At 71.1% G+C, this 25,855-nt stretch carries 27 protein-coding genes; 7 read left to right on the plus strand and 20 right to left on the minus strand.

The genetic code is table 11. From position 1 onward, the window contains the following. Window positions 1–3 precede the first annotated feature (3 nt). On the minus strand, window positions 4–1,134 hold the full coding sequence (locus tag AC0L6F_RS03600) for a citrate/2-methylcitrate synthase (RefSeq protein ID WP_473539190.1): 1,131 nt from the start codon (window positions 1,132–1,134) through the stop codon (window positions 4–6). Window positions 1,135–1,210: 76 nt separating this feature from the next. Between AC0L6F_RS03600 and AC0L6F_RS03605 the strand changes: the two genes are divergently transcribed. Next, window positions 1,211–2,404, plus strand: coding sequence for a citrate synthase (locus AC0L6F_RS03605; protein ID WP_473539191.1), 1,194 nt, complete (start codon window positions 1,211–1,213; stop codon window positions 2,402–2,404). Between the two features lie 21 nt (window positions 2,405–2,425). Here the strand turns inward: AC0L6F_RS03605 and AC0L6F_RS03610 are convergent, their stop codons facing one another. Both AC0L6F_RS03610 and AC0L6F_RS03615 read right to left on the minus strand, forming a co-directional pair. Beyond that, window positions 2,426–3,094, minus strand: coding sequence for an alpha/beta hydrolase family protein (locus AC0L6F_RS03610; protein ID WP_473539192.1), 669 nt, complete (start codon window positions 3,092–3,094; stop codon window positions 2,426–2,428). Beyond that, on the minus strand, window positions 3,075–3,881 hold the full coding sequence (locus AC0L6F_RS03615) for a YflT domain-containing protein (protein ID WP_473539193.1): 807 nt from the start codon (window positions 3,879–3,881) through the stop codon (window positions 3,075–3,077). The genes AC0L6F_RS03610 and AC0L6F_RS03615 overlap by 20 nt, the downstream gene beginning before the upstream one ends. A gap of 68 nt (window positions 3,882–3,949) precedes the next feature. On the opposite strand from AC0L6F_RS03615, the gene AC0L6F_RS03620 reads away from it, so the two are divergent. The 3 genes from AC0L6F_RS03620 to AC0L6F_RS03630 are packed head-to-tail and all read left to right on the plus strand — an operon-like array spanning window position 3,950 to window position 7,004. Then, window positions 3,950–5,239 carry a magnesium transporter MgtE N-terminal domain-containing protein gene (locus AC0L6F_RS03620; protein WP_274638091.1) on the plus strand — a complete coding sequence of 430 codons (1,290 nt, stop codon included), beginning with the start codon at window positions 3,950–3,952 and terminating at the stop codon, window positions 5,237–5,239. Continuing rightward, window positions 5,239–5,763, plus strand: a complete 525-nt coding sequence (locus AC0L6F_RS03625; protein WP_259612126.1) for a DUF1003 domain-containing protein — start codon at window positions 5,239–5,241, stop codon at window positions 5,761–5,763. Before AC0L6F_RS03620 ends, AC0L6F_RS03625 begins: the two co-directional genes overlap by 1 nt. Next, complete coding sequence (locus tag AC0L6F_RS03630) at window positions 5,760–7,004, plus strand: Mrp/NBP35 family ATP-binding protein (RefSeq protein ID WP_473539194.1); 1,245 nt, start codon at window positions 5,760–5,762, stop codon at window positions 7,002–7,004. Before AC0L6F_RS03625 ends, AC0L6F_RS03630 begins: the two co-directional genes overlap by 4 nt. Here the strand turns inward: AC0L6F_RS03630 and AC0L6F_RS03635 are convergent. Next, complete coding sequence (locus AC0L6F_RS03635) at window positions 6,995–7,441, minus strand: hypothetical protein (protein WP_473539195.1); 447 nt, start codon at window positions 7,439–7,441, stop codon at window positions 6,995–6,997. The genes AC0L6F_RS03630 and AC0L6F_RS03635 overlap by 10 nt on opposite strands. Before the next feature lie 96 nt (window positions 7,442–7,537). After that, window positions 7,538–7,882 carry a twin-arginine translocase TatA/TatE family subunit gene (locus AC0L6F_RS03640; protein ID WP_259612130.1) on the minus strand — a complete coding sequence of 115 codons (345 nt, stop codon included), beginning with the start codon at window positions 7,880–7,882 and terminating at the stop codon, window positions 7,538–7,540. A 75-nt stretch (window positions 7,883–7,957) separates the two neighbouring features. On the opposite strand from AC0L6F_RS03640, the gene AC0L6F_RS03645 reads away from it, so the two are divergent. Next, on the plus strand, window positions 7,958–8,635 hold the full coding sequence (locus AC0L6F_RS03645) for a class I SAM-dependent methyltransferase (protein WP_274638087.1): 678 nt from the start codon (window positions 7,958–7,960) through the stop codon (window positions 8,633–8,635). A 20-nt stretch (window positions 8,636–8,655) separates the two neighbouring features. On the opposite strand, the gene AC0L6F_RS03650 is transcribed toward AC0L6F_RS03645, so the two are convergent. The 3 genes from AC0L6F_RS03650 to dapE all read right to left on the minus strand — a co-directional run bounded on the left by AC0L6F_RS03650 (window position 8,656) and on the right by dapE (window position 11,174). Continuing rightward, the gene (locus tag AC0L6F_RS03650) at window positions 8,656–8,826 is read right to left on the minus strand and encodes a DUF3117 domain-containing protein (RefSeq protein ID WP_084515728.1); all 171 of its coding nucleotides are present in this window, start codon (window positions 8,824–8,826) and stop codon (window positions 8,656–8,658) included. 72 nt (window positions 8,827–8,898) lie between these two features. Beyond that, window positions 8,899–10,116: a hypothetical protein gene (locus tag AC0L6F_RS03655; RefSeq protein ID WP_473539196.1), complete on the minus strand. Its 1,218-nt coding sequence runs from the start codon at window positions 10,114–10,116 to the stop codon at window positions 8,899–8,901. After that, window positions 10,098–11,174: a succinyl-diaminopimelate desuccinylase gene (dapE, locus tag AC0L6F_RS03660; RefSeq protein WP_473539198.1), complete on the minus strand. Its 1,077-nt coding sequence runs from the start codon at window positions 11,172–11,174 to the stop codon at window positions 10,098–10,100. The genes AC0L6F_RS03655 and dapE overlap by 19 nt, the downstream gene beginning before the upstream one ends. A 102-nt stretch (window positions 11,175–11,276) precedes the next feature. On the opposite strand from dapE, the gene dapD reads away from it, so the two are divergent. Then, entirely contained in the window at window positions 11,277–12,230 is a 954-nt protein-coding gene (dapD, locus tag AC0L6F_RS03665) for a 2,3,4,5-tetrahydropyridine-2,6-dicarboxylate N-succinyltransferase (protein ID WP_473539200.1), read from the plus strand. A gap of 47 nt (window positions 12,231–12,277) precedes the next feature. Here the strand turns inward: dapD and ddaH are convergent, their stop codons facing one another. From ddaH to AC0L6F_RS03725, 12 genes are all read right to left on the minus strand, one after another. Continuing rightward, window positions 12,278–13,039, minus strand: a complete 762-nt coding sequence (gene ddaH / locus AC0L6F_RS03670; RefSeq protein WP_473539201.1) for a dimethylargininase — start codon at window positions 13,037–13,039, stop codon at window positions 12,278–12,280. Then, entirely contained in the window at window positions 13,039–14,334 is a 1,296-nt protein-coding gene (locus AC0L6F_RS03675; RefSeq protein WP_473539202.1) for a citrate synthase, read from the minus strand. The genes ddaH and AC0L6F_RS03675 overlap by 1 nt, the downstream gene beginning before the upstream one ends. A gap of 206 nt (window positions 14,335–14,540) precedes the next feature. Beyond that, the gene (gene dapC / locus AC0L6F_RS03680) at window positions 14,541–15,644 is read right to left on the minus strand and encodes a succinyldiaminopimelate transaminase (protein ID WP_274638082.1); all 1,104 of its coding nucleotides are present in this window, start codon (window positions 15,642–15,644) and stop codon (window positions 14,541–14,543) included. A gap of 3 nt (window positions 15,645–15,647) precedes the next feature. Then, window positions 15,648–15,968, minus strand: coding sequence for a ferredoxin (fdxA, locus tag AC0L6F_RS03685; protein WP_259612133.1), 321 nt, complete (start codon window positions 15,966–15,968; stop codon window positions 15,648–15,650). Window positions 15,969–15,977: 9 nt separating this feature from the next. Further along, window positions 15,978–16,376 (minus strand): DUF6113 family protein, encoded by a 399-nt coding sequence (locus AC0L6F_RS03690; RefSeq protein WP_473539204.1) that lies wholly within the window; start codon window positions 16,374–16,376, stop codon window positions 15,978–15,980. 133 nt (window positions 16,377–16,509) lie between these two features. Next, the gene (locus tag AC0L6F_RS03695; RefSeq protein ID WP_274638081.1) at window positions 16,510–16,824 is read right to left on the minus strand and encodes an AzlD domain-containing protein; all 315 of its coding nucleotides are present in this window, start codon (window positions 16,822–16,824) and stop codon (window positions 16,510–16,512) included. After that, the gene (locus AC0L6F_RS03700; protein WP_274638080.1) at window positions 16,821–17,570 is read right to left on the minus strand and encodes an AzlC family ABC transporter permease; all 750 of its coding nucleotides are present in this window, start codon (window positions 17,568–17,570) and stop codon (window positions 16,821–16,823) included. The genes AC0L6F_RS03695 and AC0L6F_RS03700 overlap by 4 nt, the downstream gene beginning before the upstream one ends. Before the next feature lie 161 nt (window positions 17,571–17,731). Then, on the minus strand, window positions 17,732–19,645 hold the full coding sequence (typA, locus tag AC0L6F_RS03705; RefSeq protein ID WP_274638079.1) for a translational GTPase TypA: 1,914 nt from the start codon (window positions 19,643–19,645) through the stop codon (window positions 17,732–17,734). 187 nt (window positions 19,646–19,832) lie between these two features. Then, on the minus strand, window positions 19,833–21,530 hold the full coding sequence (locus AC0L6F_RS03710; RefSeq protein WP_274638078.1) for an ABC transporter family substrate-binding protein: 1,698 nt from the start codon (window positions 21,528–21,530) through the stop codon (window positions 19,833–19,835). Window positions 21,531–21,583: 53 nt separating this feature from the next. Next, the gene (locus tag AC0L6F_RS03715) at window positions 21,584–23,695 is read right to left on the minus strand and encodes an ABC transporter ATP-binding protein (RefSeq protein ID WP_473539207.1); all 2,112 of its coding nucleotides are present in this window, start codon (window positions 23,693–23,695) and stop codon (window positions 21,584–21,586) included. Beyond that, window positions 23,688–24,629, minus strand: a complete 942-nt coding sequence (locus AC0L6F_RS03720; protein WP_274638076.1) for an ABC transporter permease — start codon at window positions 24,627–24,629, stop codon at window positions 23,688–23,690. Before AC0L6F_RS03720 ends, AC0L6F_RS03715 begins: the two co-directional genes overlap by 8 nt. 1 nt (window position 24,630) lies before the next feature. Next, on the minus strand, window positions 24,631–25,611 hold the full coding sequence (locus AC0L6F_RS03725) for an ABC transporter permease (protein ID WP_274638075.1): 981 nt from the start codon (window positions 25,609–25,611) through the stop codon (window positions 24,631–24,633). An 84-nt stretch (window positions 25,612–25,695) separates the two neighbouring features. Here AC0L6F_RS03725 and AC0L6F_RS03730 point away from each other — a divergent pair, with 84 nt between their 5' ends. Next, complete coding sequence (locus AC0L6F_RS03730; RefSeq protein WP_274638074.1) at window positions 25,696–25,833, plus strand: hypothetical protein; 138 nt, start codon at window positions 25,696–25,698, stop codon at window positions 25,831–25,833. Window positions 25,834–25,855 lie beyond the last annotated feature (22 nt).

The raw sequence follows: 25,855 nt of genomic DNA on the forward strand, positions 1-25,855 counted from the left end.
CCGTCACCGGGCGCGCACCGCGGGGCCGGTGAAGTGGGCGGCCGGACGGATGATCTTCGGGTCCCGGGCCTGCTCGACGGCGTGCGCGGTCCACCCGATCGTGCGCGCCACCGCGAACGTCGGGGTCATCAGCTCCCGCGGGATGCCGCACAGCTCCATCACGACCGCGGCGAACAGCTCGACGTTCGCATGCAGTCCGCGCCCCGGCTTGACCTCGGCGAGTACCTGCTCGGCGATGCGCTCGTAGGCCACCGCGATCTCCACCCGGTGGCCGCCGCGCTGCACCGCCAGATCTCGCAGCAGCCGCGCTCGCGGGTCGGCCGTGCGGTAGACGGCGTGCCCGAACCCCATGAGGCGGCGGCCGGACGCGAGCTCGGCGCGCACCCACGGTTCGATGTCGTCCACATCGTCGAACCGGTCGATCGCCTCCAGTGCACGAGCGGGGGCACCGCCGTGCAACGGCCCGGACAGCGCTCCGAGGGCGCCGGCCAGGCACGACGCGAGGTCGGCGCCGGTGGAGGCGATCACCCGCGCCGCGAACGTCGAGGCGTTGAACCCGTGGTCCATCGCCGCGATCAGATAGGCCGACAGCGCACGCTCGGCCCAGGCATCCGGTTCCCGCCCGGTCAGGTTCGCCAGATGATCGGCGACGACGCCGCGGCCGGTCGTCACCGGCGCGCTCCCCCGCCGGTGAGCCAGCGCCACGATCGTGGGCGTGACGGCCGCCAGCTCGAGAGCGGATGCCGTGCGTCCGGCCTCGTCGAGGTCGTACAGGGCGCTCATCCCCCGACGTGCGGACAGGACGGGCCAGGCCGCCTTCAGCACGGCGACAGGGTCTGCGGTCGCGCCGCGCAGCGCAGCGACGATCTCGCGCACGTCCGCGCCGTCCCGGGCCCGGGCGATCCGCTCCGCGAACACGCGCCGCTGCGCGGGGTCGGGCAGGTCCCCGATCAGCAGCAGGTGCCATACGTCCTCGAAGGATGCCGATGCGGCGAGCCCGACCGCCGACCGGTCCCGGTACTGAAACCATCCCTCGTCGCCGTGGACGTCGCTGAGCCCGGTCTCGGCGACCACCACTCCGGCCAGCCCGCGGGGGACCTCGATCCTCCCGCTGTGGTGCATGACGGCATCCATGTCCTCGTCCTTCCGCTCTGCGATACCGTCAGTGTGTGAACATGACGCCGTTTCCGTCAATGTTGATCGGATCAACATGACCGACATGACGACGACGCCGATGCTGACCGCCGCGCAGGCGGCGGCGCGTCTGGGCGTCAAGCCGGCGACGCTGTACGCCTACGTGTCCCGCGGTCTGCTGGACCGGCGGCGCACGCCTCAGGGGTCGCGGTTCGAGGCGCTCGCGATCGAGGAGTTCGCCGCGCGCCGGACACGACGGCGGCCGCCGGACACCGTGCAGGCCGCCGGGTCTCCGCTGATGGTGCTGGACACCGATGTGGCCGTGGTGCTGGATGACGAGCTCTTCCTCCGCGGACGGGACGTGACGCGACTGGCGACCGGGTCCACGCTTGCCGACGTGGCCCGCTGGCTGTGGGACATGACCGACCCGTGGCCTCGGGTCGACGCGGCGGACGCGGCCGACATCCGCCGCGCCGTCTCGGCGCTGCCGGCCTCCGCGTCGCCGCTGGACCGCATCCGCACGGCGGTCACGGTGCTCGCCGCTACCGACCCGCTGCGCGCCGACACCTCGACCGAGCAGCTGCGCCGGGCGGCGGCACGGGTGCTCGTCCACCTCCCGTGTGCGCTGGATGCGGCGGATCCGCCGACGCTGTGGCACGCCCTGAGCGCGCGCGCCCCCTCCGCCGAGGACCGCCGTGCCCTCGAGGCCGCGCTGATCCTGGTCGTGGATCACGACCTGGCCGTGTCGACGATGGCGGCCCGCATGGCGGCGTCGGCCCGTGGGTCGGCGTACGCGATCGTCGGCGCGGCGCTGGGCGCGTTCGAGTCGCCGCTGCACGGCACCGCGAGCCGTGCGGCGCGCGCCCTCCTCGAGGACGTCCGGTCCGGCGCCGATCCGGCCGACGCGATAGCGGCCGCGGTGGCGCGCACGGGTCGCGGCGTGCCGGGATTCGGACAGCGGCTGTACACAGGCACCGACGCCCGCGCCGCGGCGCTGCTGCCGCTGGTGTACGCGCTGCCGGGTGGCGCCGACCTGCGGGCGGCGGTCGCCGGGCTGTCCGAGGTCCTCGTCCGCCATGTCGGACTCCACCCGAACGTCGACCTCGCACTGGCCGCCCTCACCATCGCGGCGGAGATGCCCCCGGATGCCGGGGCGACGATCTTCGCGGTCGGGCGCACCGTGGGCTGGATCGCGCACGGCCTGGACGAGTACGCGGAACCGCCGCTGCGGCTGCGCCCGCGCGGCCGCTACGTCGGGCCGATGCCCTGACCGCTGCCGCGTCCCGACCGGTCAGAGAGCGGCGATCCAGTCCAGGGCGCGGGCCGCGATATCCGCGCCCACCTCGGCGGCGGGGCGCTTGTGCCCGGCGACCTCGAAGCCGTGCCCGGCGCCGTCCACCCACTGCAGCTCGGCGTGCCGGCACGACGCCACCGCCTCTTCGAGCTGGGCGTGCGGATCCACGAACGGGTCGCGCGTGCCGGAGAGGAACAGCTGCGGCGCCGTGATCCGCGGCAGGTGCTCCGCCCGGGGCCTGTCCGGACGGCCGGGCGGGTGCAGCGGGTAGGCGAGGTAGATAAGGCCCTGCGGTCGGATGCGGTCCTGCGCCGCCGCCATCGAGGCCATCCGCCCGCCGTACGAGCGCCCCGCGGCGAACAGCGGCAGCTCGGTGGGCACGGATGCCGCAACCGCCGCCCACGCCGCCACCGCGTGCGCGGCCGGGCCCGGCATCCGGCGCCCCGCCTGCGCGTACGGGAACGCGAATCGGACCGCCCGGATCCCCGCCGCGCACACCGCGTCCGCGAAGCCGACCAGGAACGGGTGATCGAGGCGCGCGCCGGCGCCGTGCGCGAGGATCAGCGTCGCCCGTGCAGCGTGCGGCTCGTGGCGAACGGTCGTGACCTGGACATCGCCGGCCGGAAGCGGCACGGTGACGCTCCGCTCACGCGTCGCGTTCGTCATCCCCGGACTCGTCCGGACGGTCGGCCGGCGCGGACGGCTCGGCCGGAGTCTCCGCGGCATCCGGGGCGGCGTCCGGCGTCGTCCGTTCGCCGTACCGCGGCGGCTCGGGCTGCTGCCGCTCAGGCTGCGGCCGCTCGGGCTCCGACCGCTCAGGCTCCGGCCGCTCACTGTCCGACGACGGGGGATGCTGCGGATCGGGCTGCGGCATCCGCTCGCCGTATGCCGGGGGCGGGACCTCGGTGCGCTGGCCGTAGCGCGGCGGCTCTCCCCCGGCCGCCGGGTCGGCTGCCGGCGGCGGCGTCTGCACCCCGGGACCGCTCGCCGCCTGCGGACCGAGCACCTCGCGCGCGCGATGGATGCTGGTGGCCATCACCGTGACCTCGTAATGATCGGCGATGACCTGCATCACCGATGCGAAGTCGCGGCGGCGGCGCACGATCGCGTACGCGCCGATGCTCAGCAGCATCCCCAGGGCGACGCCGACGAACAGCACGCCGACGAACGCCGAGACGGGCACGGCCGCGTTGCCCAGCACGAAGATCGCCGAGAAGAACAGGCCGAGCAGAAGGCCGTTGATCGCGCCCGAGCGCGCCGCCGTCGCGTAGCCGAGCCGCCCGGTGACACGCTCCACCGAGCGCAGTCCGCTGCCGACGATCGCGATGTCGCGGGCGGGGATATCGCCGGCGATCAGCGCCGACACCGCCTTCTGCGCACCCTCGTACGACGGGAAGCTGGCGACCGTCTCGCCGACCTCGCTGCGCCCCTGCGGTACCCTCGGCATGCTCATCCCTCCATCTTGTCACGGTGCTCTTCGCATTCCCCGACCGGCCGGTGCCCGACGGCTACGCTGGAAGCGTGAGCACGCAGAGGGTTTTCGTCGCACGCCTGTCGGGCTGCACGGTCTTCGACCCCGCGGGCGACCGGGTCGGGCGGGTGCGCGACGTGGTCGTCATCTACCGCAAGGACAATCCGCCGCGGGTCGTGGGACTGGTCGTCGAGATCCCGGGGCGCCGCAACGTGTTCCTGTCGATCGGACGGGTCACCTCGATCGCCATGGGCCAGGTGATCACGACCGGCCTGATCAACGTGCGGCGGTTCCAGCAGCGCGGCGGCGAGGTACGGGTGATGGCCGAGCTGCTCGGTCGCAAGGTGTACTTCCGTGACGGCAGCGGTCACGCCGTCATCGAGGATGTCGCCATCGACCAGGACCGGCACGGCCTGTGGAACGTCAGCCAGCTGTTCCTGCGCAAGCCGAAGACCAGTGCCTCGCCGTTCGCGAAGGGACCGACGACGTTCGCGGACTGGCAGGACGTCCGCGAACAGCAGACGCCCGGCGAGGCGCAGTCGGCCGAGCAGCTGGTCGCCACCTATTCCGAGCTCAAGCCCGCCGATCTGGCGAACACCCTGCTCGACCTGCCCGATGACCGCCTGCTCGAAGTCGCTGAGGAGCTGCCCGACGGCCGGCTCGCCGACGCGCTCGAGGAGATGCCCGAGGACGAGCAGCTGCACATCCTGGACCAGCTGGGTGACGAGCGCGCCGCCGACATCCTGGACGCGATGGAGCCGGATGACGCGGCCGACGTGCTCGGTCAGCTGCCGGAGAATCGGCTGGAGAAGCTCCTGGAGCTGATGGAGCCCGAAGAGGCCGAGGACGTGCGGGCCCTCTTGAAGTACGGCCCCGACACCGCCGGCGGTCTGATGACGAGCGAGCCGATCGTGCTCCCGGCCGACGCCACCGTCGCCGAGGCGCTCGCCCTGATCCGGCGGCACGAGCTGCATCCCGCCCTGGCGGCCGCGGTGTTCATCACGCTGCCGCCGTATGAGACGCCCACGGGGCGGCTGCTGGGCACGGTGCACTTCCAGCGGATGCTGCGCTACCCGCCGCATGAGCGGCTGGGCGCCATCATCGACGACACGGTCGATCCGGTGCCGGTCACCGCATCCGCGGCCGAGGTGGCCCGCCTGCTGGCCAGCTACAACCTCGTCTCGGTGCCGGTGGTGGATCCGGCGCAGCGCCTGGTCGGGGCGGTGAGCGTGGACGACGTGCTGGACTATCTCCTGCCTGAGGACTGGCGCTCCCAGGCGGCCGAGGACAATCCCGAGCCGGTGCCCACGACCACCGCGAGCATTCCGAGGCGGCGCTGATGGCGCGGGCGGCCGACCGGGGGCGGCTGGACGCCCCGCGCGGGCGCACGGGAATGCGCTCGCGCCCGGCCCAGCCCTCGCGGGATCGGTTCGGTCGGTTCACCGAGTGGGTCGCGCGCGCGATGGGCACCCCCGCATTCCTGGCGATGCTCACGATCTTCTGCATCGTCTGGATCGCGTGGAACACGATGATGCCGGACGCCCTGCGGTTCGATTCGGCCGCGAACGGCTTCACCGCGCTGACGCTGATGCTCTCGCTGCAGGCCTCATACGCCGCCCCGCTGATCCTGCTCGCGCAGAACCGGCAGGACGACCGCGACCGGGTGCAGATCGAGCAGGACCGCCAGCGTGCCGAGCGCAACCTCGCCGACACGGAGTACCTCGCGCGCGAGATCGTCGCGCTGCGGATGGCGATGACCGAGCTGTCCGAAGGGGTGATGACCCGGGAGACGCTGCGGCAGGAGCTGAAGGCGCTGCTGGAACAGCTCGAGGACCGGCCGGGCGCCGCCCAGACGCCGTCATGAATCCGCTCACCGAGGCCGTGCGCGCGGCGGTCGGGGCCGTCGTCGACCCCGAGCTGCGCCGGCCGATCGCCGGGATGGACATGGTGCGCGACATCCGGGTCGACGATGCCGGGATCGCGCACGTCGGCATCTCGCTCACCGTCGTCGGCTGTCCGATGTCGGATCGCATCGCCGCGGATGTCGCGGCCGCCGCGCGGACGGTCGACGGGGTCACGGATTCCCGGGTGACCCTGACGGTGATGAGTCCGGACGAGCGGGCCGCCCTCATCCAGCGGCTGCGCGGCCGCCGCGCCGCGGGCCGGTCGCCGTTCGCTGCGGACGGACCCACCCGCGTGGTCGCGGTGACCAGCGGCAAGGGCGGGGTGGGCAAGTCGACCGTGACCGCGAACCTCGCCGTTGCGCTCGCCCGCCGGGGGCTGTCGGTGGGACTGGTCGACCTCGACGTGCACGGCTATTCCATCCCGGGTCTGATGGGTCTGGTGGACGCGGACGGGCGGGTGCCGCATCCGACCCGGATCGACGACATGATCCTGCCGCCGATCGCGCACGACGTGAAGACCATCTCGATCGGGATGTTCCTGCGCGAGGGCGACCGGCAGCAGGCGGTGGCCTGGCGCGGGCCGCTGCTGCACCGCACCGTCCAGCAGTTCCTCGCCGACGTCTACTTCGGCACCCCGGACGTCCTGCTGCTGGACATGCCCCCGGGGACCGGCGACATCGCCATCACCGTCGGCCAGCTTCTGCCCGGTGCCGGTGTGCTGGTGGTCACCACCCCTCAGCCGGCCGCCGTCGACGTCGCGGTGCGCAGCGGCCTGGTCGCCCGCCAGACCGGCCAGCACGTCATCGGCGTGGTGGAGAACATGGCACCGCTGACCCTGCCGGACGGAACCGTGCTGGACCTGTTCGGCTCCGGCGGCGGCGCGCGGGCGGCCGAGGCGCTGTCGGACGTGACCGGATCCGTCCCCCTGCTGGCATCCGTGCCGCTGAGCCCGCGCCTGCGGTCCGCCGGCGACGAGGGGCTCCCGATCGTCGCCGCCCGTCCGGACGACCCCGCCGCCCAGGCGCTGCAGGCCCTGGCGGACCGGCTCGCCGCCCTGCCTCGGCCCGGCGCGGCGACACCGGCCCGGCCGCGGCGCGGGGCGACGAACCTCGGCAGCACCGGGCGCCCGTCGCCGCAGGCGGACGACTCCTCGGCGACCGGCTCGGCACAGACCGATCGGATCCAGCCCGGTCACGCGTAGTCGTCGGGCGCGAGCACGCGGACCCCGCGGTCGTGCACGACGAACTGCGCCCGCACCCGGACCCCGGCCCGTGCGCACGCCGCACCGAGTCCGCGCGCCCACGCGCGCTCCTCGGCGCCCACCTGCGGCCCACCCGGCCGCTCCCATGAGAACACCGCCTGCGCCGCCGGGAGCTCCTCCATCAGCGCAGACACGCGCCACGCCAGCGCATCCGCGGCGGTGACGTCCCCGGATCCGGTGGCGGCGAACGTCTCCCCCGGGTCGGACGGAAGATCCGCACACGGGATGATGAGGGGTGCCTGGACATCGTCCTCGTCCAGGAACATCATCCAGATCTGCCTTCTGTGGGCCTGACCCAGCAGGTGCGAGACCCGCTCGGTGAGGAGGCTGTCGTCGGTCAGCGGCGCCTCACGGTCGGCCGCGGTCTGCTTCGTCATGCCTCCAGCCTGGCGAGGCGCTCGCTGGAGGTGGTCGCTCGGAGCCGATCTGTGGACAAGTCGCGGCCCACCCCCGCCTGGGGAGGAGAGGGCGGCTCAGGTCGCCTCGGAGTCGAACGGCGGCACCGTGCCCGGGCTGAACGACTGCGGGACGATCGCCGCCGCGCGCGGCGCGATCGGCGGCACAGGCGGCTCGTCGTCCAGCAGCGCCTCCCGGATGATCCGCCGGGGGTCGTACTGCCGCGGATCGAGCGTGCGCCAGTCGACGTCGTCGCCGAGCTCGTCCTTCATCCTCGACTTGGCCGTGCCCAGCATCTCCCGACCCCGCGCCAGCGCCTGGGCGAGCATCGCCGCGTAGCGCGGCAGCCGATCGGGCCCGAGAAGCAGGCCGACGATCACGCCGATCACCACCAGCTTCTCGATCGTGAGCCCGAAGATCATGAGTTCAGATTACCCGCCGTGGCTGGCCCGCCCGCCCGCACGACTCACGTAGGCTTGCCGCGGAGGTGCGCGCCCATGAGTGAGCATGATGCGAATCAGCGGTTCGTTCAGGAGGCGACGATCGAGCCCGACCACATCACGCGTGCCCGCGCGCACGCCCTCGAGCTCGGAGTCGCCCCCATCAGCCCCGCGGTGGGAGCCCAGTGCGCCGTGATCGCCGCCTGCGCGGACGCCCGCAGCATCATCGAGATCGGCACCGGCGCCGGCGTCTCCGGCCTCTGGCTGCTGCACGGCGCGCCCCGGGCCATCCTCACCACGATCGACAGCGAGCCCGAGCACCTGGGCGTGGCACGCCAGTCGTTCTCCGAGGCGCGGATCCCTGCCGCCCGGGCACGCTTCATCGCCGGCCGTGCCGCGGAGGTGCTGCCGCGGATGAACGAGGGCTCGTACGACGTGGTGCTGGTGGATGCCGACCCCGACGGCGTGATCGAGTACGTCGAGCACGGGCTGCGCCTGGTGCGGCCGGGCGGCACCGTGCTGGTCCCGCGCGTCCTGGCCGGCGGCGCCGTCGCCGACCCGGTGCGGCGGGATGCGGTCACGACCGCCTACCGTTCGCTGATCCACGAGACGCAGAACTCGCCGGCCGTGATCGGCGCCCTGTCGCTGTCCGGCGAGGGGCTGCTGCAGCTGACCACCGTCCGCGAGGTCGGCGGCGCGAACACGTCAGCGGCCGGTCTGAGGACCGGCCGCTGACGAAGAAGGTCGTGCGTGGACTACGCGTTCACGACACCGCCGAGCACGTCGTAGAGCTCCTTCGCTTCGGCGTCGTTCACGGAGACGACAAGACGCCCGCCGCCCTCGAGCGGCACTCGTACGATGATCAGGCGCCCCTCCTTCACGGCCTCCATCGGCCCGTCTCCGGTTCTCGGCTTCATGGCTGCCATCGCGGCTCCCTTTCGTCGTGGTCTGGCTGACAGTTTATCGTGTAGGCCCGACGACCGCGGAATCGCGCCCGGTCACGGGATCTGCCAGTACGTATTCCCCACCGCGTACATGCTGTAGACCCACCACCACTGCCCCCCGATGCAGGCCGCCAGCACGCCTGCCCGCCAGATCCCCGACCGGGGCACGGCGACCGCGCCCCACAGCGGCGACAGCGGCAGCAGCAGCCGGAAGACGCTGGACTGCGGGAAGAACACCGCGAGCAGGTAGACCGCGTACGAGGCCGACCACAGCCGGATCTCCGGAGAGAGCCGACGCACCCGCGCGTCGAAGACCAGGGCGGCGGCGAAGGCCAGCACGAGCAGCACCAGCACGATATAGCCGGTGATCCGCCCGAGGCCCCAGCTGTCGAACCAGAAGCCGGCGGCATCCCAGAATCCCCGGAACGGGACGAACGCGTCGACGGCGTCCACCCAGCCGCGCCGCCAGCTGAGCTCGGTGGCGAAGTAGGCATCCGGCGAGCCGGTGACCCGTCCGGCGATGACCGTCCAGGAGAATCCCACGACCACCGCCCAGGCCCCGAGGACGAGGATGTGCACGATCTCGGCGACGCGCAGCGGCTCGCGCCGCCGCATCCGCCAGCGATGGATGCCGTGCAGTCCGAGCAGCAGCGCGAATGCGAGAACGCCGGGGCGCGTGTATCCCATCAGCGGGATGAGCAGATACAGCCAGCCGTACCGGCGCTGCTGCAGGCACCACAGTGCGAGGAAGAGCCAGAGCAGGAACAGCGCCTCGGCGTACCCCACCTGGAAGATCGCCGACACCGGAGCGGCGGCGAAGAACAGGACCGCCCAGGTGGCGGCATCCACCGGCAGCCGCGGTCGCAGCAGGGCGTACAGCACCAGGCAGGCCAGGTAGCCGGCCACCAGCGAGATGCCGATCGCCGCCACCTCCCAGCCGAGCCCGGTGCCGCCCAGCACCCGCGCCAGATACGGGTACAGCGGCATGAACGCCCACGCGTTCTGCATCACGTCGCCGGCGGCATCCACCGGCAGCGTGGTGGGGTAGCCGTGCACCGCGATGTACCAGTACCACTGGGCGTCCCAGCCCATCAGCAGCGCGCCCACCCCGGGATCCGCCCCATAGCGCGACTGCGGCGTGGACAGCTGCGAGGCCAGCGCGAAGAGCCCCGTCGTGACCACCCGCGCCGCCAGGTACAGGATGCCCAGGCGCAGCGCGACCGGAAGGCGCCGCCAGCCGGTGCCGCGCCCGGTCAGCTCGGCTTCAGCCACGCCCGCAGGCCCCGCTCGACCGCCTCGATCTGGGCGACCGGCACGCGCTCCTCGTCGTGATGCGCCAGGTGCGGGTCGCCCGGGCCGTAGTTGACGGCCGGCACCCCGAGAGCCGAGAAGCGGGCGACGTCGGTCCAGCCGTACTTCGGGCGCGGCTGCGCGCCGACCGCGGCCAGGAACTCCTGCGCCAGCGGCGCATCCAGCCCGGGACGGGCGCCGGGCGAGGCATCCGTCACCTCCACCTCGAACCCGGCGAACACGCTGCGCACATGCGCGACGGCCTCGTCGACCGTGCGGTTCGGCGCGAAACGGTAGTTCACCTCGACCTCGCACAGGTCGGGGATGATGTTGCCGGCGATGCCGCCGCTGATCCGCACCGCGTTCAGCCCCTCGCGGTACACGAGGCCCTCGACCTCGACGTCGCGCGGCCGGTATTCGGCCAGCCGGGCCAGCACCGGCGCGGCCATGTGCACCGCGTTCTCGCCGATCCAGGCGCGCGCGCTGTGCGCGCGGACCCCGTGGGTGCGCACGGCGACCCGCAGCGTCCCGTTGCAGCCGCCTTCCACCTCGCCGTCGGACGGCTCGCCCAGGATCGCGAAGTCCGCCTCGAACAGGTCCGGTCGCTCGCGCGACAGGCGGTTCAGTCCGTTGCGCTCGGCATCGACCTCCTCGTGGTCGTACCACATCCAGGTGATGTCGACGCGGGGAGCGCGCAGTTCGGCCGCGAGCTTGAGCTGGACGGCGACCCCGGCCTTCATGTCGACGGTGCCGCGACCCCAGATGTACGGCTCGCCGTCGATCTCGATGTCGCGCGTGGGCACGTTGCCGTTGATCGGCACGGTGTCCAGGTGCCCGGCGATCACGACCCGGCGGTCACGGCCGAGGTTCGTGCGGGCCACGATCGTGTCGCCGCAGCGCACCACCTCGAGGTGGTCCAGGCCGCTCATCGCGGCGTGCACGGCGTCGGCCAGCGTCGTCTCGTCATCCGAGACGCTCGGGATGTCGCACACGACTCGGGTCAGATCGGGGGACGTCTGGGACAGATCGAGCACCGGCATCCTCCGAGTCTAGCCAGCGCGGTCCGCACGCCCGGGCGGGGCCGCGTTCTGGTGCGCGATTCTGGTTCGCGGTGCCCGCCACGGCCACGCTAGCGTGGAGGGATGAGCGATCAACGGCGCGTCTTCGGGACGGGGCTTTCCACGTCCGCCTCCGACGGGACGGTTCTGGATGCCTGGTTCCCCGCACCGCGGGTGGGGCGCGGCGACGGCACCACGATGGCGACACGCGCCGCCGAGCTGCGCAGCGGCGTCGGCGAGGACGCGCACCGGGGCGTGCACACCGCGGTCGTGGAGCTGGAGATCGACCTCGATGCGCCGCCGGCATCGACCGCCGACGCCTACCTGCGCCTGCACGCGCTCTCGCACCGCCTCGCGCTGCCGAACACGGTCAACCTCGACGGCGTGTTCGCCTTCCTGCCCACCGTGGCCTGGACCACCGCCGGTCCCATGCACCCCGACGACGTCGACCGGCTGCGCGCCCCGATGCGGGCCGCCGGGATCCAGGTGCAGGGACTGGACAAGTTCCCGCGTCTGCTGGACTACGTGACACCGCCGGGGGTGCGCATCGCCGATGCCGCGCGCGTCCGCCTGGGCGCCTACCTCTCCCCCGGCACCACGGTCATGCACGAGGGATTCGTCAACTACAACGCGGGGACCCTCGGCTCTTCGATGGTCGAAGGCCGCATCTCGCAGGGGGTGGTGGTCGGCGACGGCAGCGACATCGGCGGCGGCGCCTCGATCATGGGCACGCTCTCCGGCGGCGGCACCCACCGGGTCGCGATCGGCGCACGGTGCCTGCTGGGCGCGAACGCCGGGGTCGGGATCTCGCTGGGCGATGACTGCGTGGTCGAGGCGGGTCTCTACGTCACCGGCGGCACCAAGGTCGTGCTGGCCGACGAGGCGGTCCGGGCGGACGGGTCACGCCCGACGGCGAAGGCGGCCGAGCTGTCCGGCCGGTCCGCCATGCTGTACCGCCGCAACTCGCTCACCGGCGCCGTCGAGGCGCTGCGCCGGGCCGGCGTCGGGATCACCCTGAACGAGGCGCTGCACGCCTGACCGTCGCGACACGGGATGCCGGTGCGGGGCGGATCGACCGGAGCCGATCAGAGGCGGATGCGGACCGAGAGGCAGGTGACGCAGCCCTCGAGCTTCTCGAACTCCGTGATCGGCACCGCGACCACCTCCAGTCCGCGCGCGCGCAGCAGCTCCGCCGTCCGCGGCGCCGACGCCGACATCAGCACGGTGTGATCGTCGAGCACGACGACGGCGCTGCCTTCCGCCTCCGGGATGGGCACGAAGTGCGGATATCGGGATACGTCGTCGACGAGCGGCGGGTACCCGATGATCGCGCCGTCGGGCAGGGCGGTCACGCCGGTCTTCAGGTGCAGGACCTTCGTGATCGGCACCGCCACGACATCCCACCCCCGTGGCTCCAGGAGCTGCCGCAGCTGCGCGATGCCCTCGTCGTTCGTGCGCGAGGACCGGCCGACGTAGACCCTCCGTCCCACCTTGAGCACGTCCCCGCCTTCGAGGGTGCCCGGGTGGGCGATGGCGGCGGTGGCCAGGCCGGATGCCGCCACGACCGCCCGCGCGGTCTCGATCTCGCCGCGACGGGAGTCGGCGCCGGGCCGGGTGATGACCGCGAGGTCGTCGAAGATCACCACGACATCCTCGACGAACACGCCGTCGGGATGCTCGTCGGCGGCCGGCAGCGGTCGGACATCCCATCCGCGCGCGCGGAAGGCATCGACGTAGTGCTCCCACTGCTCACGCGCGAGGTCGACATCGGCGCCGACCCGCTCGAGATGGGTCAGCTCGCCGTCCGCGAGGAGCGGCGAGGGCTGCCGGACGAGCAGGCGGGCCATCAGACCCCGGGGTAGTTGCGCTCGGGCGCGCCGACGTACAGCTGCTGCGGACGGCCGATCTTCGTCTGCGGGTCGTTGACGGCCTCGCGCCACTGGGCGAGCCAGCCGGGCAGACGCCCGATCGCGAACAGCACGGTGAACATGCGGGTGGGAAAGCCCATCGCCTTGTAGATCACGCCGGTGTAGAAGTCGACGTTCGGGTACAGCTTGCGCTCGACGAAGTAGTCGTCGGCCAGCGCGATCGCCTCGAGCTCCTTGGCCAGGTCCAGCAGCGGGTCCTGGATGCCGAGCTCGGCCAGGACCTCGTCCGCGGACTCCTTGACGAGCTTGGCCCGCGGATCGTAGTTCTTGTAGACGCGGTGCCCGAAGCCCATGAGCTTGACACCCTCTTCCTTGTTCTTGACCCGCTCCACGAACCGCTCCACGCTCTCGCCGGAGTCGCGGATGCGGGCGAGCATCGACAGCACGGCCTCGTTCGCCCCGCCGTGCAGCGGGCCGTAGAGGGCGTTGATGCCGGCCGAGATCGCGGAGAACTGGTTCGCGCCGGTGGATCCGACCAGGCGCACGGTCGAGGTGGAGGCGTTCTGCTCGTGGTCCTCGTGCAGGATCAGGAGGCGCTCGAGGGCGCGCGAGACCACCGGGTTGACCTCGTACTCCTCGGAGAGGACCCCGAAGTTCAGCTTGAGGAAGTTGTCGACGAAGCTCAGCGAGTTGTCCGGGTACAGGAAGGCCTGCCCGATGCTCTTCTTGTGCGCGTAGGCGGCGATCACCGGGAGCTTGGCGAGCATCCGCACGATGTTCAGCTCGACGTGCTCGGAATTGTGCGGGTCGGACTGGTGCTCGTAGTAGGTGGACAGCGCCGAGACGGCGGAGGAGAGCACCGACATCGGGTGCGCGGTGTGCGGCAGCGCGGAGAAGAAGCGCTTCAGGTCCTCGTGCAGAAGGGTGTGACGACGGATCCGCTCGTCGAAGTCGGCGAGCTCGGAGGCCGAGGGCAGCTCGCCGTAGATGAGCAGCCAGGCCACCTCCAGATACGAGCTGTTCTTGGCCAGCTGCTCGATCGGATAGCCGCGGTAGCGCAGCACCCCGGCCTCGCCGTCGATGTAGGTGATCGCGGACTTGGTGGCCGCCGTGTTCACGAAGCCGTAATCCAGCGCGGTGTGCCCGGTCTGCCGGGTCAGCGTCGAGACGTCGATGCTCGGCGCGCCGTCGACGCTCTGCAGCACGGGCAGCTGCGCGGTGGTGCCCGCGATGGTGAGCGTGGCGATGTCCGGCTGGGCTCCCGCGTCGGTCACGGCGCCTCCTTACGATGTCTGTCGTCGAGGGGGATGCGTGGGCCGATCGGGGTGGGTGCCGCTCGGTCCGCGAAGCGTCGCCGGTTCGGTCGCGCAGCCGATGTGATCGCCGCGTGCGCCCGCGGATCCGCTCTTCCTACAGCCTAACCCGCCGCTTGGCCAACTGAGACATCGGCCAAAGGATCCTCGGATCGACTGGAGGTCCGCTACGAACGCAGGCGGGATGCCGCGGCGGCCACCCGCTCATCGGCCGCGGTCAGCGACAGCCGGATGTGCTGCGGGAAGTCCGCGCCGTAGAAATGCCCGGGACCGGCGAGGATGCCCAGCTCGGCGAGCCGGTCGATGCTCTCCCAGGCATCCCGTCCCTCGGTGGCCCACAGGTACAGCCCCGCCTCGCTGCCGTCGATCCGGAAGCCGGCCGCCTCGACCGCCGGCTTGAGGAGGTCGCGGCGATGCCGGTAGAGCGCCTTCTGCCCGGCCACGTGCGCGTCGTCGCCGAGAGCCGCGGCCATCGCGGCCTGCACCGGGGCCGGCACCATGAGGCCGAGGTGCTTGCGGGCGGTGACCAGCGCCTCGGTCAGCGCCCGGTCGCCGGCCACGAACGCCGCGCGGTAGCCGGCGAGGTTCGACTGCTTGCTCAGCGAGTACACCGACAGCACGCCCGCCGGCTCGGCGCCCACCACGCGCGGGTCGAGGATCGACGGGATCGGCTCGGTGTCCCACGGCCCATCCCACCCGAGCTCGGCGTAGCACTCGTCGCCGGCGATCACGGCGCCGAGCTCTCGTGCGCGCGCGACCGCGGTCTGCAGCGATCGGATGTCGCGGACGCGCCCGTCCGGGTTCCCGGGGCTGTTCAGCCAGATCAGCCGGGTGCCCACCGGCCATCCCGCCGGGTCGTCGCCGGCCAGCGGGGTCGCGCCCACGAGGCGCGCCCCCACCTCGTAGGTCGGATACGCGGCACGCGGGTGCACCACGACATCGCCCGGGCCGACCCCCAGCAGCAGCGGCAGCAGCGCCACGAGCTCCTTCGAGCCGACGGTCGGCACGATCTGCGCCGAGGTCAGACCCGGCACGCCGCGGCGCCGCGCGTACCAGTCGGCGATCGCCGCGCGCAGTGCCGGCGTGCCGACCGTCTGCGGATAGGCGTGTGCGTCGGTCGCGGCCGTCAGTGCGTCCCGGACGACGGCGGGTGTGGCATCCACCGGCGACCCGATCGACAGGTCGACGATGCCGTCCGGGTGTGCGCGGGCACGGGCGGCGTACGGCGCGATGGCATCCCAGGGATACTCGGCGAGGTCGGCGACGCCCACCGCTCAGCCGTTCTGCGGCGGCAGGGCGGCGACGATCGGGTGGTCGGAGTGGATCACGCCGACCTTGGCCGCGCCGCCGGGCGAGCCCAGGTCGTCGAAGAACTCGACGTTGACCTTGTAGTAATCCGCCCATTCCTCGGGCAGGTCGTCCTCGTAGTAGATCGCCTCGACCGGGCACACCGGCTCGCACGCGCCGCAGTCCACGCATTCATCCGGGTGGATGTACAGGGAGCGCTCGCCCTCGTAGATGCAGTCCACCGGGCACTCGTCGACACAAGCGCGGTCCTTGACATCCACGCACGGGAGGGCGATCACATACGTCACGGGGCCAGTCTAGTTGTCCGTGCGCGACGAGGCGGCCCGCAGGTCGGGCCAGGCCACCACGATCGTGGCGGCCAGTCCGACGGCGATCCCCCACGCCAGGCCCAGGTTCACCCCGGCGAGCAGGTCGAGGTCGCCTCCGGGCACCACCACATCGCCGCCCGGCCCGGACCCGGAGAACACGACGGTGGCCGCCAGCGCGCCCACCCCGCCGCACAGCGCCGTCCAGCGGTCGCCGGTGAGCGCGCGCAGCGCGACGAACAGCGCGGCGATGCCGATCACGGCCAGGAGCAGCCCGACCGGGATCGGACCCAGCCGATAGGCGTGGGCGATCGTCCCGGCGGTGCCGTAGACGGCGCCGACGACCAGGGCGAGCACCCAGGACAGCACGCGCGACAGGGTCTGATTCACCGCGCCAGTCTACGGCGGCGCGGTGATCAGCCGGCGGTGATCAGGCGACCGGGTGCAGGCGACCGGGTGATCAGGCGACTGGGTGCAGGCGACCGGGTGCAGGCGACCGGGTGCAGGCGACCGGGTGCAGCGTTCACGCCGCCCAGCCCCACAGCCGCAGCAGCGCCGCGACCAGGGCTGCCGCGGCGACCACGACCAGGAACGGCGCGCGCAGCAGCAGCAGGCCCGCGGCGACGGCGATCGCGGGGACGCGGGCGTCGACGACGATGTGCTGCCCGACGCCGAGGGTCTGGACGGCGACCAGGGCGGCGAGCAGCGCGACGGTCAGCAGGTCGGCGATCCGCGCGGGGCGGGGAGCCTCCATCATCCGGGCCGGCACCAGATAGCCGGCGGCCTTCAGCGCCACGCAGATGACGGCCGCCAGCAGCACGGCGTTCCACAGGGTCACGGCAGGCCCTCCCGCTCGGGCACGTCGTCCGGCTCGACCGGCGGGGCGGCGTCCCGGCCGAGCCAGTTGAACCAGCCGACGACGATCGCCACGACCGCGGCGACGAGCACCGGCATCCCCGGCAGCAGGACCGGGGTGAGCACGGTGGCCACCGCCGCGGCGGCGATGCCCACGGCGATGGCCTGGCGTGCCCGCAGGCGCGGCCACAGCAGCGCGAGGAAGGCGGCCGCAGCCGCGGCATCCAGTCCGTACGCCTTCGGGTCGCCCAGCACGTCGCCCAGGAGCGCTCCGGCGAGGGTGGTGAGGTTCCAGCCGATGTAGACGCCCAGGCCGGTGACCCAGAAGCCGAGGCGCTGCGCGCGCAGCGTGGTCTGGCCCAGTGCCATCGCGGTCGACTCGTCGATCGTGAGCTGGGCGGCCGCGGCGCGGCGGAACAGGCCGCCGCCGATCAGCGGCGCCATCCGCATGCCGTAGGCGATGTTGCGCACGCCCAGCAGCGCCGCCGATGCTACGGCGGAGGGGGCCGCGGCCAGTCCCCCGCTGCCGATCACGCCGATGAACGCGAACTGCGACCCGCCGGTGAACATCAGCAGGCTCAGCACGCACGTCTGCCAGACGTCGAAGCCGGATGCCGTGGCCAGGGCGCCGAACGAGATGCCGTACGCGCTGGTGGCGACCGCCACGCCGAGCGCGCCCCGGACCGCGCGCCGCCGTGCGGCGGCCTCGTCGTCGGTCACCGCGCGCATCCTGCCCGGTCCGGTGAACGCATGTCCCCCATCATGAGCAGTTCCCCCACGCAGATCAAGCTGGCCACGAGATCGTACGATCTGGCCGAGTGCACATCAAACTTGGCCGAGTTTGATGTGGTTTCGGCCAAATCGTACGATTTCGAGAAGAACGAGGCGGGTCAGGCGGTCGCGTCTTGGCGCTTCAGGCGGGCCGTGGCCCGGGCACGGTCGTGGCCGTCCAGGACGACCTTGCGGATGCGCACCTTCTCCGGCGTGACCTCGACGCACTCGTCCTCGCGGGCGAACTCCAGGCTCTCCTCCAGGGAGAGGATGCGCGGCGGCGTCATCGACTCGAACGTGTCGGCGGTGGACGAGCGCATGTTGGTGAGCTTCTTCTCCTTGGTGATGTTCACGTCCATGTCGTCGTTGCGCGAGTTCTCGCCGATCACCATGCCCTCGTACACCTCCTCGGTCGGCTGCACGAAGAACGACATCCGCTCCTGCAACGCGATGATCGCGAACGGGGTGACCACCCCGGTGCGGTCCGCGACGATCGACCCGTTCTGCCGGGTGACGATATGCCCGGCCCACGGCTCGTAGCCGTGCGAGATGGCGTTGGCGATGCCGGTGCCGCGGGTGGTGGTCAGGAACTCGGTGCGGAAGCCGATCAGCCCGCGCGAGGGCACGACGAACTCCATCCGCACCCAGCCGGTGCCGTGGTTGGTCATCGAATCCATCCGCCCCTTGCGGGCGGCCAGCAGCTGCGTGATCGCGCCGAGGTACTCCTCCGGCGCATCGACGGTGAGGTGCTCGAACGGCTCCTGCAGCGTGCCGCGCTCGTCGCGGCGGGTGACGACCTGCGGCTTTCCGACGGTCAGCTCGAAGCCCTCGCGGCGCATGTTCTCCACCAGGATCGCCAGCGCCAGCTCGCCGCGACCCTGGACCTCCCAGGCATCCGGCCGTCCGATGTCGACGACCTTCAGCGACACGTTGCCGACCAGCTCGCGGTCCAGGCGGTCCTTGACCATCCGGGCGGTGAGCTTGTGCCCCTTGACTTTTCCGGCCAGCGGCGACGTGTTGGTCCCGATCGTCATCGAGATCGCCGGGTCGTCGACGTGGATCTGCGGCAGCGGGCGCACGTCGTCGGGGTCGGCGATCGTCTCGCCGATGGTGATGTCCTCGAACCCGGCGATCGCGACGATGTCGCCGGGGCCGGCCGAGTCGGCGGGGTAGCGCTCCAGCGCGCGGGTCTTCAGCAGCTCGGTGATCCGGGCGTTGGCGTGCGAGCCGTCGTGCCGCACCCAGGCCACGGTCTGGCCCTTGCGCAGCGTCCCGTTGAACACGCGCAGCAGCGCGAGGCGGCCGAGGAACGGCGAGGAGTCGAGGTTGGTCACCCACGCCTGCAGCGGCGCCTCGTCGTCGTAGCTGGGCGCCGGCACGTGCTCGAGGATCGCCTCGAACAGCGGCTCCAGATCGTCGTTGTCGGGCAGCTGCCCGTTCTCGGGACGGGTGCGGGATGCCGCGCCCGCCCGCCCGGACGCGTACACGACCGGCACGTCCAGCAGCGAATCCACGTCCAGGTCGGGCACGTCGTCCTGCAGATCGGCGGCCAGGCCCAGCAGCAGATCGTGGCTCTCCTCCTCGACCTCCGCGATGCGGGCATCGGGGCGGTCGGTCTTGTTGACCAGCAGGATGACGGGGAGCTTGGCCTCCAGCGCCTTGCGCAGCACGAAGCGGGTCTGCGGCAGGGGCCCCTCCGAGGCATCCACCAGCAGCACGACGCCGTCCACCATCGACAGACCGCGCTCCACCTCGCCGCCGAAGTCGGCGTGGCCGGGGGTGTCGATCACGTTGATGGTGACCGGCACGTCGGTGTGGATGCCGTTGTAGGTGATCGCCGTGTTCTTGGCGAGGATCGTGATGCCCTTCTCGCGCTCCAGGTCGTTGGAGTCCATCGCGCGCTCCTCGACGTGGGCGTGGTCGCCGAACGAGCCGGTCTGGCGGAGCATGGCGTCCACGAGCGTGGTCTTGCCGTGGTCGACGTGGGCGACGATCGCGACGTTGCGCAGATCTGAGCGGTGGGCGATGGACATGGCCGGTGGCACCTTTCGGTGGAAGAAGGATGATGAGGATGCGGGGTCCTGTCACGGTCCCGTTCTCACGGTGCAGCTCAGGCTCGACGCGGCGGGGAACGCAGAAAGGCGCCCGCCCCGCAACCGATTCTATCGGTGCGAAGCGGGCGCCCCGCTCAGCAGGCGCTCAGGCGCCTGTTCGAGCTGATTACTTGGTGAAGCCGACCTTCGTCCAGTCGTCCGTCAGGTCGGTGAACGTGCCCGGGCCGTAGTTGGCCAGGTTCTTGTCCACGACCTGCACGTTCGGGTACGGGTAGATCGGCAGCATCGGCATGTAGCTGGCGATGGTGTCGTTGATCTGGCTCGTGATCTTCAGCCGCTTCGCCGGGTCGAGCTCGGTGTTGGCCTGTGTCCACAGGTCACCCAGCTTCGGGTCCGTGACGAACGCGAAGTTCTGTCCGTCGCCGCCCGGCTTCATCTCCGGGTAGAACAGGGACTCCGAGGACGAGACCGGGAACAGCGTCCCCTGCCACCCGAAGGTCGCCATCTCGTACTTGCCCGCCATGATGTTGGTGAAGTAGTCAGCGCTGGGCACCTCGTCCAGCTTGACGTCGATGTCGATCTTCTTCAGCGAGGACTGGATCTGCTGCGCACGCAGCTCGTTCGACTTCGTGCCCTGCGGAACGATGACCGAGAGCGCGAGGTCCTTGCCGTCCTTGGTCCACTTGCCGTCGGCGTTGGTCCAGCCCGCGTCCTTCAGCAGCTTCTTGGCGGCGTCCAGGTCGTAGGGCAGCTTGTCGCCGACCGTGTCCTCGTAGCCCTTCTGACCGGGCATGTAGATCCAGTTGCCGTCCGTGGTGCCCTTCACGCCGAGCGGCTCGTTCGCCGTCTTGGCGATGAGCTCACGGTCGATGGACTGGGCGATCGCCTTGCGCACGTTCGCGTCGTCCAGCGGCGCCTGCAGACCGTTGAAGGTCACCTGCGAGTAGGTCAGGCCACCCGAGCTGAGCGCCTTGGCGCCCGACTTCTTCAGGGCCGCCGTGTACGTGTCGACGTCCTGCGCCTCGACCGCGTTGATCTCGTTGTTCGCGAAGGACTGCGCCTGCGAGCCCTGGTCGATGACCGTCCAGGTGATCTTGTCGAGCTTGGGCTTGTCGCCCCACCACTTGGGGTTCGGCGTCTCGGTGTAGATCTTGGCGCTGTTGTCGATCTTGCTCATCACGAACGGGCCGCTGGAGGGCAGCGGCTTCTGCGTGTAGCCGGTGCTCCACTTGACCGGGTCGCTGGCGATGTCGGCGGGGACCGCCGGGGTCGTCAGCAGCGCCTGCCAGTCCGCGTACGGTGCGGAGAAGGTGAACGTGAACTCGTAGTCGTTGACCACGTCGAACGACGCCACCTTGTCGAAGCCGGCGGACGAGGCGATGTTGAACTTGTCGTTCTTGCCGGAAAGCGCGGCGAACGTCGCCTTGTAGTCGTTCGCGGTCAGCGGCGAGCCGTCTTCCCACACCGCCTTGTCGTTGAGCTTGACATCGACCGTCTGCGGTGACTCGCTGGTCAGCTCGATCGACGTGGCGTAGTTCGGGTCGGGCTCGACGCTGCCGTCCTTGGTCGCCTTGTAGGGCGTTCCCATCAGGGGCGACTGCATGTTCACGACCGGGACGTTCGCGCCCTGCGTGGTGCTGATGTTCCAGTTGCCCTCGTTGGTGCCGCTGGACAGGACGGCCAGGTTCAGCGTGCCGCCCTGCTGCACGTCGGACGCCGGGACCGGCGTCCAGCCGATGAGCGGAAGCTGCGGGGCCTCGCTGCTGCTGGGCGGCGTCGCATTCGGCTGCGCGCACCCGGCCAGTGCAAGGCCGGCAGCACTGAGCACAGCGACAGCCGCGAGTGCTGTGGTTCTGCGGTTCATGGTGCTTCCTCTTCTTCTGTGTATCCCGCCGCTGTCGACAGGAGTCTTGGTGATCAGCCGACGACCAGGGTGTTGCGGTCCACGTGGTGGCAGGCCACCAGGTCGCCGTCGTGGTCGATCAGCTCAGGGTCCTTCGCATCGCACAGCGCGCGCTGCGGCTCGCCGAGGATCTTGTACAGCGGGCACCGCGTGCGGAAGCGGCATCCGTCGATCTGCTCGGCCGGACTCGGCAGATCGCCGTCCAGCAGCACCCGCTCGCGGGTGCGCTCGATGGTCGGGTCCGGGATGGGGGCGGCGGACATGAGCGCCTGGGTGTACGGATGCTTCGGGTTCTCGAACACCTCGGCGATGTGCCCGTACTCCACGATCTGCCCCAGGTACATCACCGCGACCTCGTCGGCGATCTGGCGGACGACCGCCAGGTCGTGGGCGACGAAGATCAGCGACAGGCCGAGCTGGTCGCGCAGGTCCTGCAGCAGGTTGATCACGCCGGCCTGGATGGACACGTCCAACGCCGAGACCGGCTCGTCCAGCACCAGCACCTTCGGGTCGGTGGCCAGGCCCCTCGCGATGCCGATGCGCTGGCGCTGACCGCCGGAGAACTCGTGCGGGTAGCGGTCCAGCATGGTGGAGTCCAGCCCCACCAGGTCCAGCAGCTCGGCGACCCGACGGTTGCGCTTCTCGCGCGAGACGCCCTGCGCCAGCAGCGGCTCGCCCACCACGTCGGCGATCGGCAGACGCGGGTCGACGGCGGCGGCCGGGTCCTGGAACACGATCTGGATCTCGCTGCGCAGCTGGCGGCGGGTGTGCGGCGTGAGCTTGGCGATGTCCTTGCCGACGATCTGGATCGTGCCGGCCTGCGGCTTGGTCAGCTCCATCAACTCGAGGATGGTGGTGGTCTTGCCGCAGCCGGACTCCCCCACGATGGCCAGCGTGCGGCCCGGGTCCAGCGAGAACGACACGCCGTCCACGGCGCGGACGGTGCCGACCTGACGGCGGAAGACGCCGCCCTTCATCAGCGGGAAGTGCTTGACCAGGTCCTTGACCACCAGGACCGGCTCGGCACTCTCCGGTGCCTTCTCCCGCACGACGAGCGCCTCGGGGCGGGGGAAGATCTCGGGGCGGGTCAGCTCGCCGGACAGGATCTCGCCGGCGCGATGGCAGGCCGACAGGTGGTTGTCCGGTCCGCCGTGCTCGACCAGCGGAGGCTCGGTGGCCCGGCAGATGTCGATCGCCGCGGGGCAGCGCGCCGCGAACGGGCACCCCACCGGCAGGTTCGCCAGCGACGGCGGACGCCCCTCGAGCTGCACCAGCCGGCTGGTGCCCGCCGTGCGGATGTTGGGAACCGAGCGCAGCAGTCCGACGGTGTACGGCATGGTGGGCTCGTGGAACACCTGGTCGACGGTGCCGAACTCGACCAGCTTGCCGGCATACATCACCGCCACCCGGTCGGCGTGGCCGGCCACCACGCCCAGGTCGTGGGTGATCAGCGAGACGGCGGCGCCGGTGAGCCGCTTGGCCTCCTGCAGCACCTCGAGGATCTGCGCCTGGATGGTCACGTCCAGCGCGGTGGTCGGCTCGTCGGCGATGATCAGGCGCGGGTTGTTGGCGATCGCCATCGCGATCATGGCGCGCTGCCGCATCCCGCCGGAGTACTCGTGCGGGAACGCCAGGGCCCGACGCGACGGGTCGGGGATGCCGACGATCTTCAGCAGCTCGACGGCGCGCACCGCGGCGGCCTGCTTGCTCAGCGCGCGGTCGTGCAGGCGCAGCGCCTCGGAGATCTGATCGCCCACCGTGTAGACGGGGGTCAGCGCCGACAGCGGATCCTGGAAGACCATCGCGATCTCGCTGCCGCGGATGTGCGAGAGCTGCCGGTCGTTCATCCGCAGCAGCGACTTGCCGTTGTAGAGGATGTCGCCGGTGACCTCAGCGGTGTCCGGCAGCAGACCCATGACCGCCAGGGACGACACGGACTTGCCGGAGCCGGATTCGCCGACGATGCCGAGGAACTCGCCCTCGTCGATGGTGTAGCTGATGTCGCGCACCGCCCGCACGTCGCCGGAGCGCTGCGGGAAGGTCACCGAGAGGTTCTTGACCTCGAGCAGGTGGCGGCCGGCCGGGGCGGATGCCGCGGGCTGGGGCTGGAGCAGGGTCTCAGGCACGGTTCACCCCAGAAGTCGGGTCGATGGCGTCGCGCAGGGCGTCGCCGACGAGGCTGATGGCCAGAAGCAGCACGATCAGGGTGCCGGCCGGGAACAGGAACAGCCACGGCCGCGTCGTGGCGGCGGACTGGCCGTTGGCCAGCAGCGTGCCCAGTGAGACGTCCGGCGGCTGCACGCCGAAGCCGAAGAAGCTCAGGCTGGTCTCGGCGAGGATCATGGCCGCGATGCCGAGCGTCGCGTCGATGATCAGCAGGGACGCCACGTTCGGGATGATGTGCCGCCGCACGACCGACCAGGTGCCGAATCCCATGTAGCGGGCGCCCTTGACGAACTCGCGTTCGCGCAGCGACCGGGTCTGGTTGCGGATGACCTGGGCCATGATCATCCAGCCGGTCACGGCGAGGAAGATCATCATCACGACCCAGCTGCCGTGCGTGAACGGGTACAGCAGCACCAGGATGAAGAAGGCCGGCAGCACCAGCATCAGGTCGATCAGCCAGGCGATGACCTTGTCTCCCCATCCGCCGAGGTACCCGGCGGTGGCGCCCAGGACCGCCGCGATGATCGTGGCGGCGGGGCCGGCGATGAAGCCGATGATCAACGACTTCTGCAGGCCGGACACGATCTGCGCGTACAGATCGTGGCCGAGGATGTCGGTGCCGAACCAGTGCAGGATCGTGGGCGGGTAGTTCATGTTGTTCACGTCCTGGTCGGTGGGCGACCACGGCGTGAGGAACTGCCCGAACAGGGCCCACAGCACGAACAGGGCGAGCACCGTCGCGCCGATCCAGAACCGGGGAGTGTGCTGCAGCCGCCGCCAGATCACGCGTCCGCGCGAGGCGGGCTTGCTGGCCAGCTTGGTGGGTTCCGGCTCGGTCTCGGGAGCTGCGGCATCATCGGTCTGGGCGAGCAGACCGGCTTCGGGCATCGCCATGTCAGCGCCTCACTCTCGGGTCGAGCGCCGCGTACAGGATCTCGGACAGCGTGGACGAGCACAGGATCAGGATCGCGACGAACAGCGTGGATCCGGCGACCGAGTTGATGTCGTTCTGCTGGATGGACTGGATGGTCATCTCGCCCATGCCGTGCCAGCTGAACACGATCTCGAGCATCGCCGAGCCCGCCACCAGCGTGCCGAAGCTGTAGGCGAAGAACGTCGACATCGGGATCAGCGCGATGCGCACGCCGTGGCGAACCAGCGCCGAGCCGCGCGTGCGCCCCTTGGACCGGGCGGTGCGGATGTAGTCGGCGCCGAGCACGTCCAGCATCGTGTTGCGCTGATACCGGCTGTACGAGGCGGCGCCGGCGATCGCCAGCACCAGGGTCGGGAGCGCGGCGTGCGAAATCCGGTCGCCCAGCGCTCCCCAGAAATCGGCCGGGGCGTTCGCCGAGTACTGTCCGCTGAACGTGATCAGCTGCACCCCCAGCGCCTGGTTCAGGTAGGTCGCCATGATCATGAACAGGATCGCCATGACGAACACCGGGGTAGCGAACACGATGTAGGACAGCGTGGTGACGACCTGGTCGCTGAACTTGTACTGGCGCACCGCGCCCCACACGCCCAGGATCACGCCGAGGATCGCGCCCAGGATGGCCCCGACCAGCAGCAGCTGCAGGCTGACGCCCGCGCGGATCGCGATCTGCTGGGTGACCGGCTGGTTGGCCACGGTCAGGCCCAGGTCGCCGTGGAAGATGTTGATGAACCAGGTCCAGGTGCGCTCGATGAGCGGCACGCTCGGGTTCACGCCCCACGCGTCCAGCAGCTGGTCGATCGAGGACTGCGGCGGGCGCGGGTGCCGGTTCTCCAGCTCCCAGACCGGGTTCAGACCGGTGCTGGCCAGCATGTACGCCAGCGACGCGGCGACCGCGGTCAGGATCAGGTAGTTGAAGATCCGGCGGATGATGTAGAGGGTCACAGACGCCACCCCGCATCTGCGGCGGATGCTGTCCGGTCCGGCCGCACGATGTGCACGCCGCCCGCAGGGAGTGCGGAGTTCCTGTTGATCACGTTCGTGAACGTTTCCTTGCTCGTCGAGCGCCGACTTGTGATCGACGCCGATGTCGATGCCGAAGGTTTCTCGGCGCAGGTCGCTGTTGGACCGGCGTCTACTCTAATCGACATCAGCGATTCTGCCTGACTTCACACGAATTCTTTATCGG

The sequence above is a fragment of the Microbacterium sp. G2-16M genome (assembly GCF_055809115.1).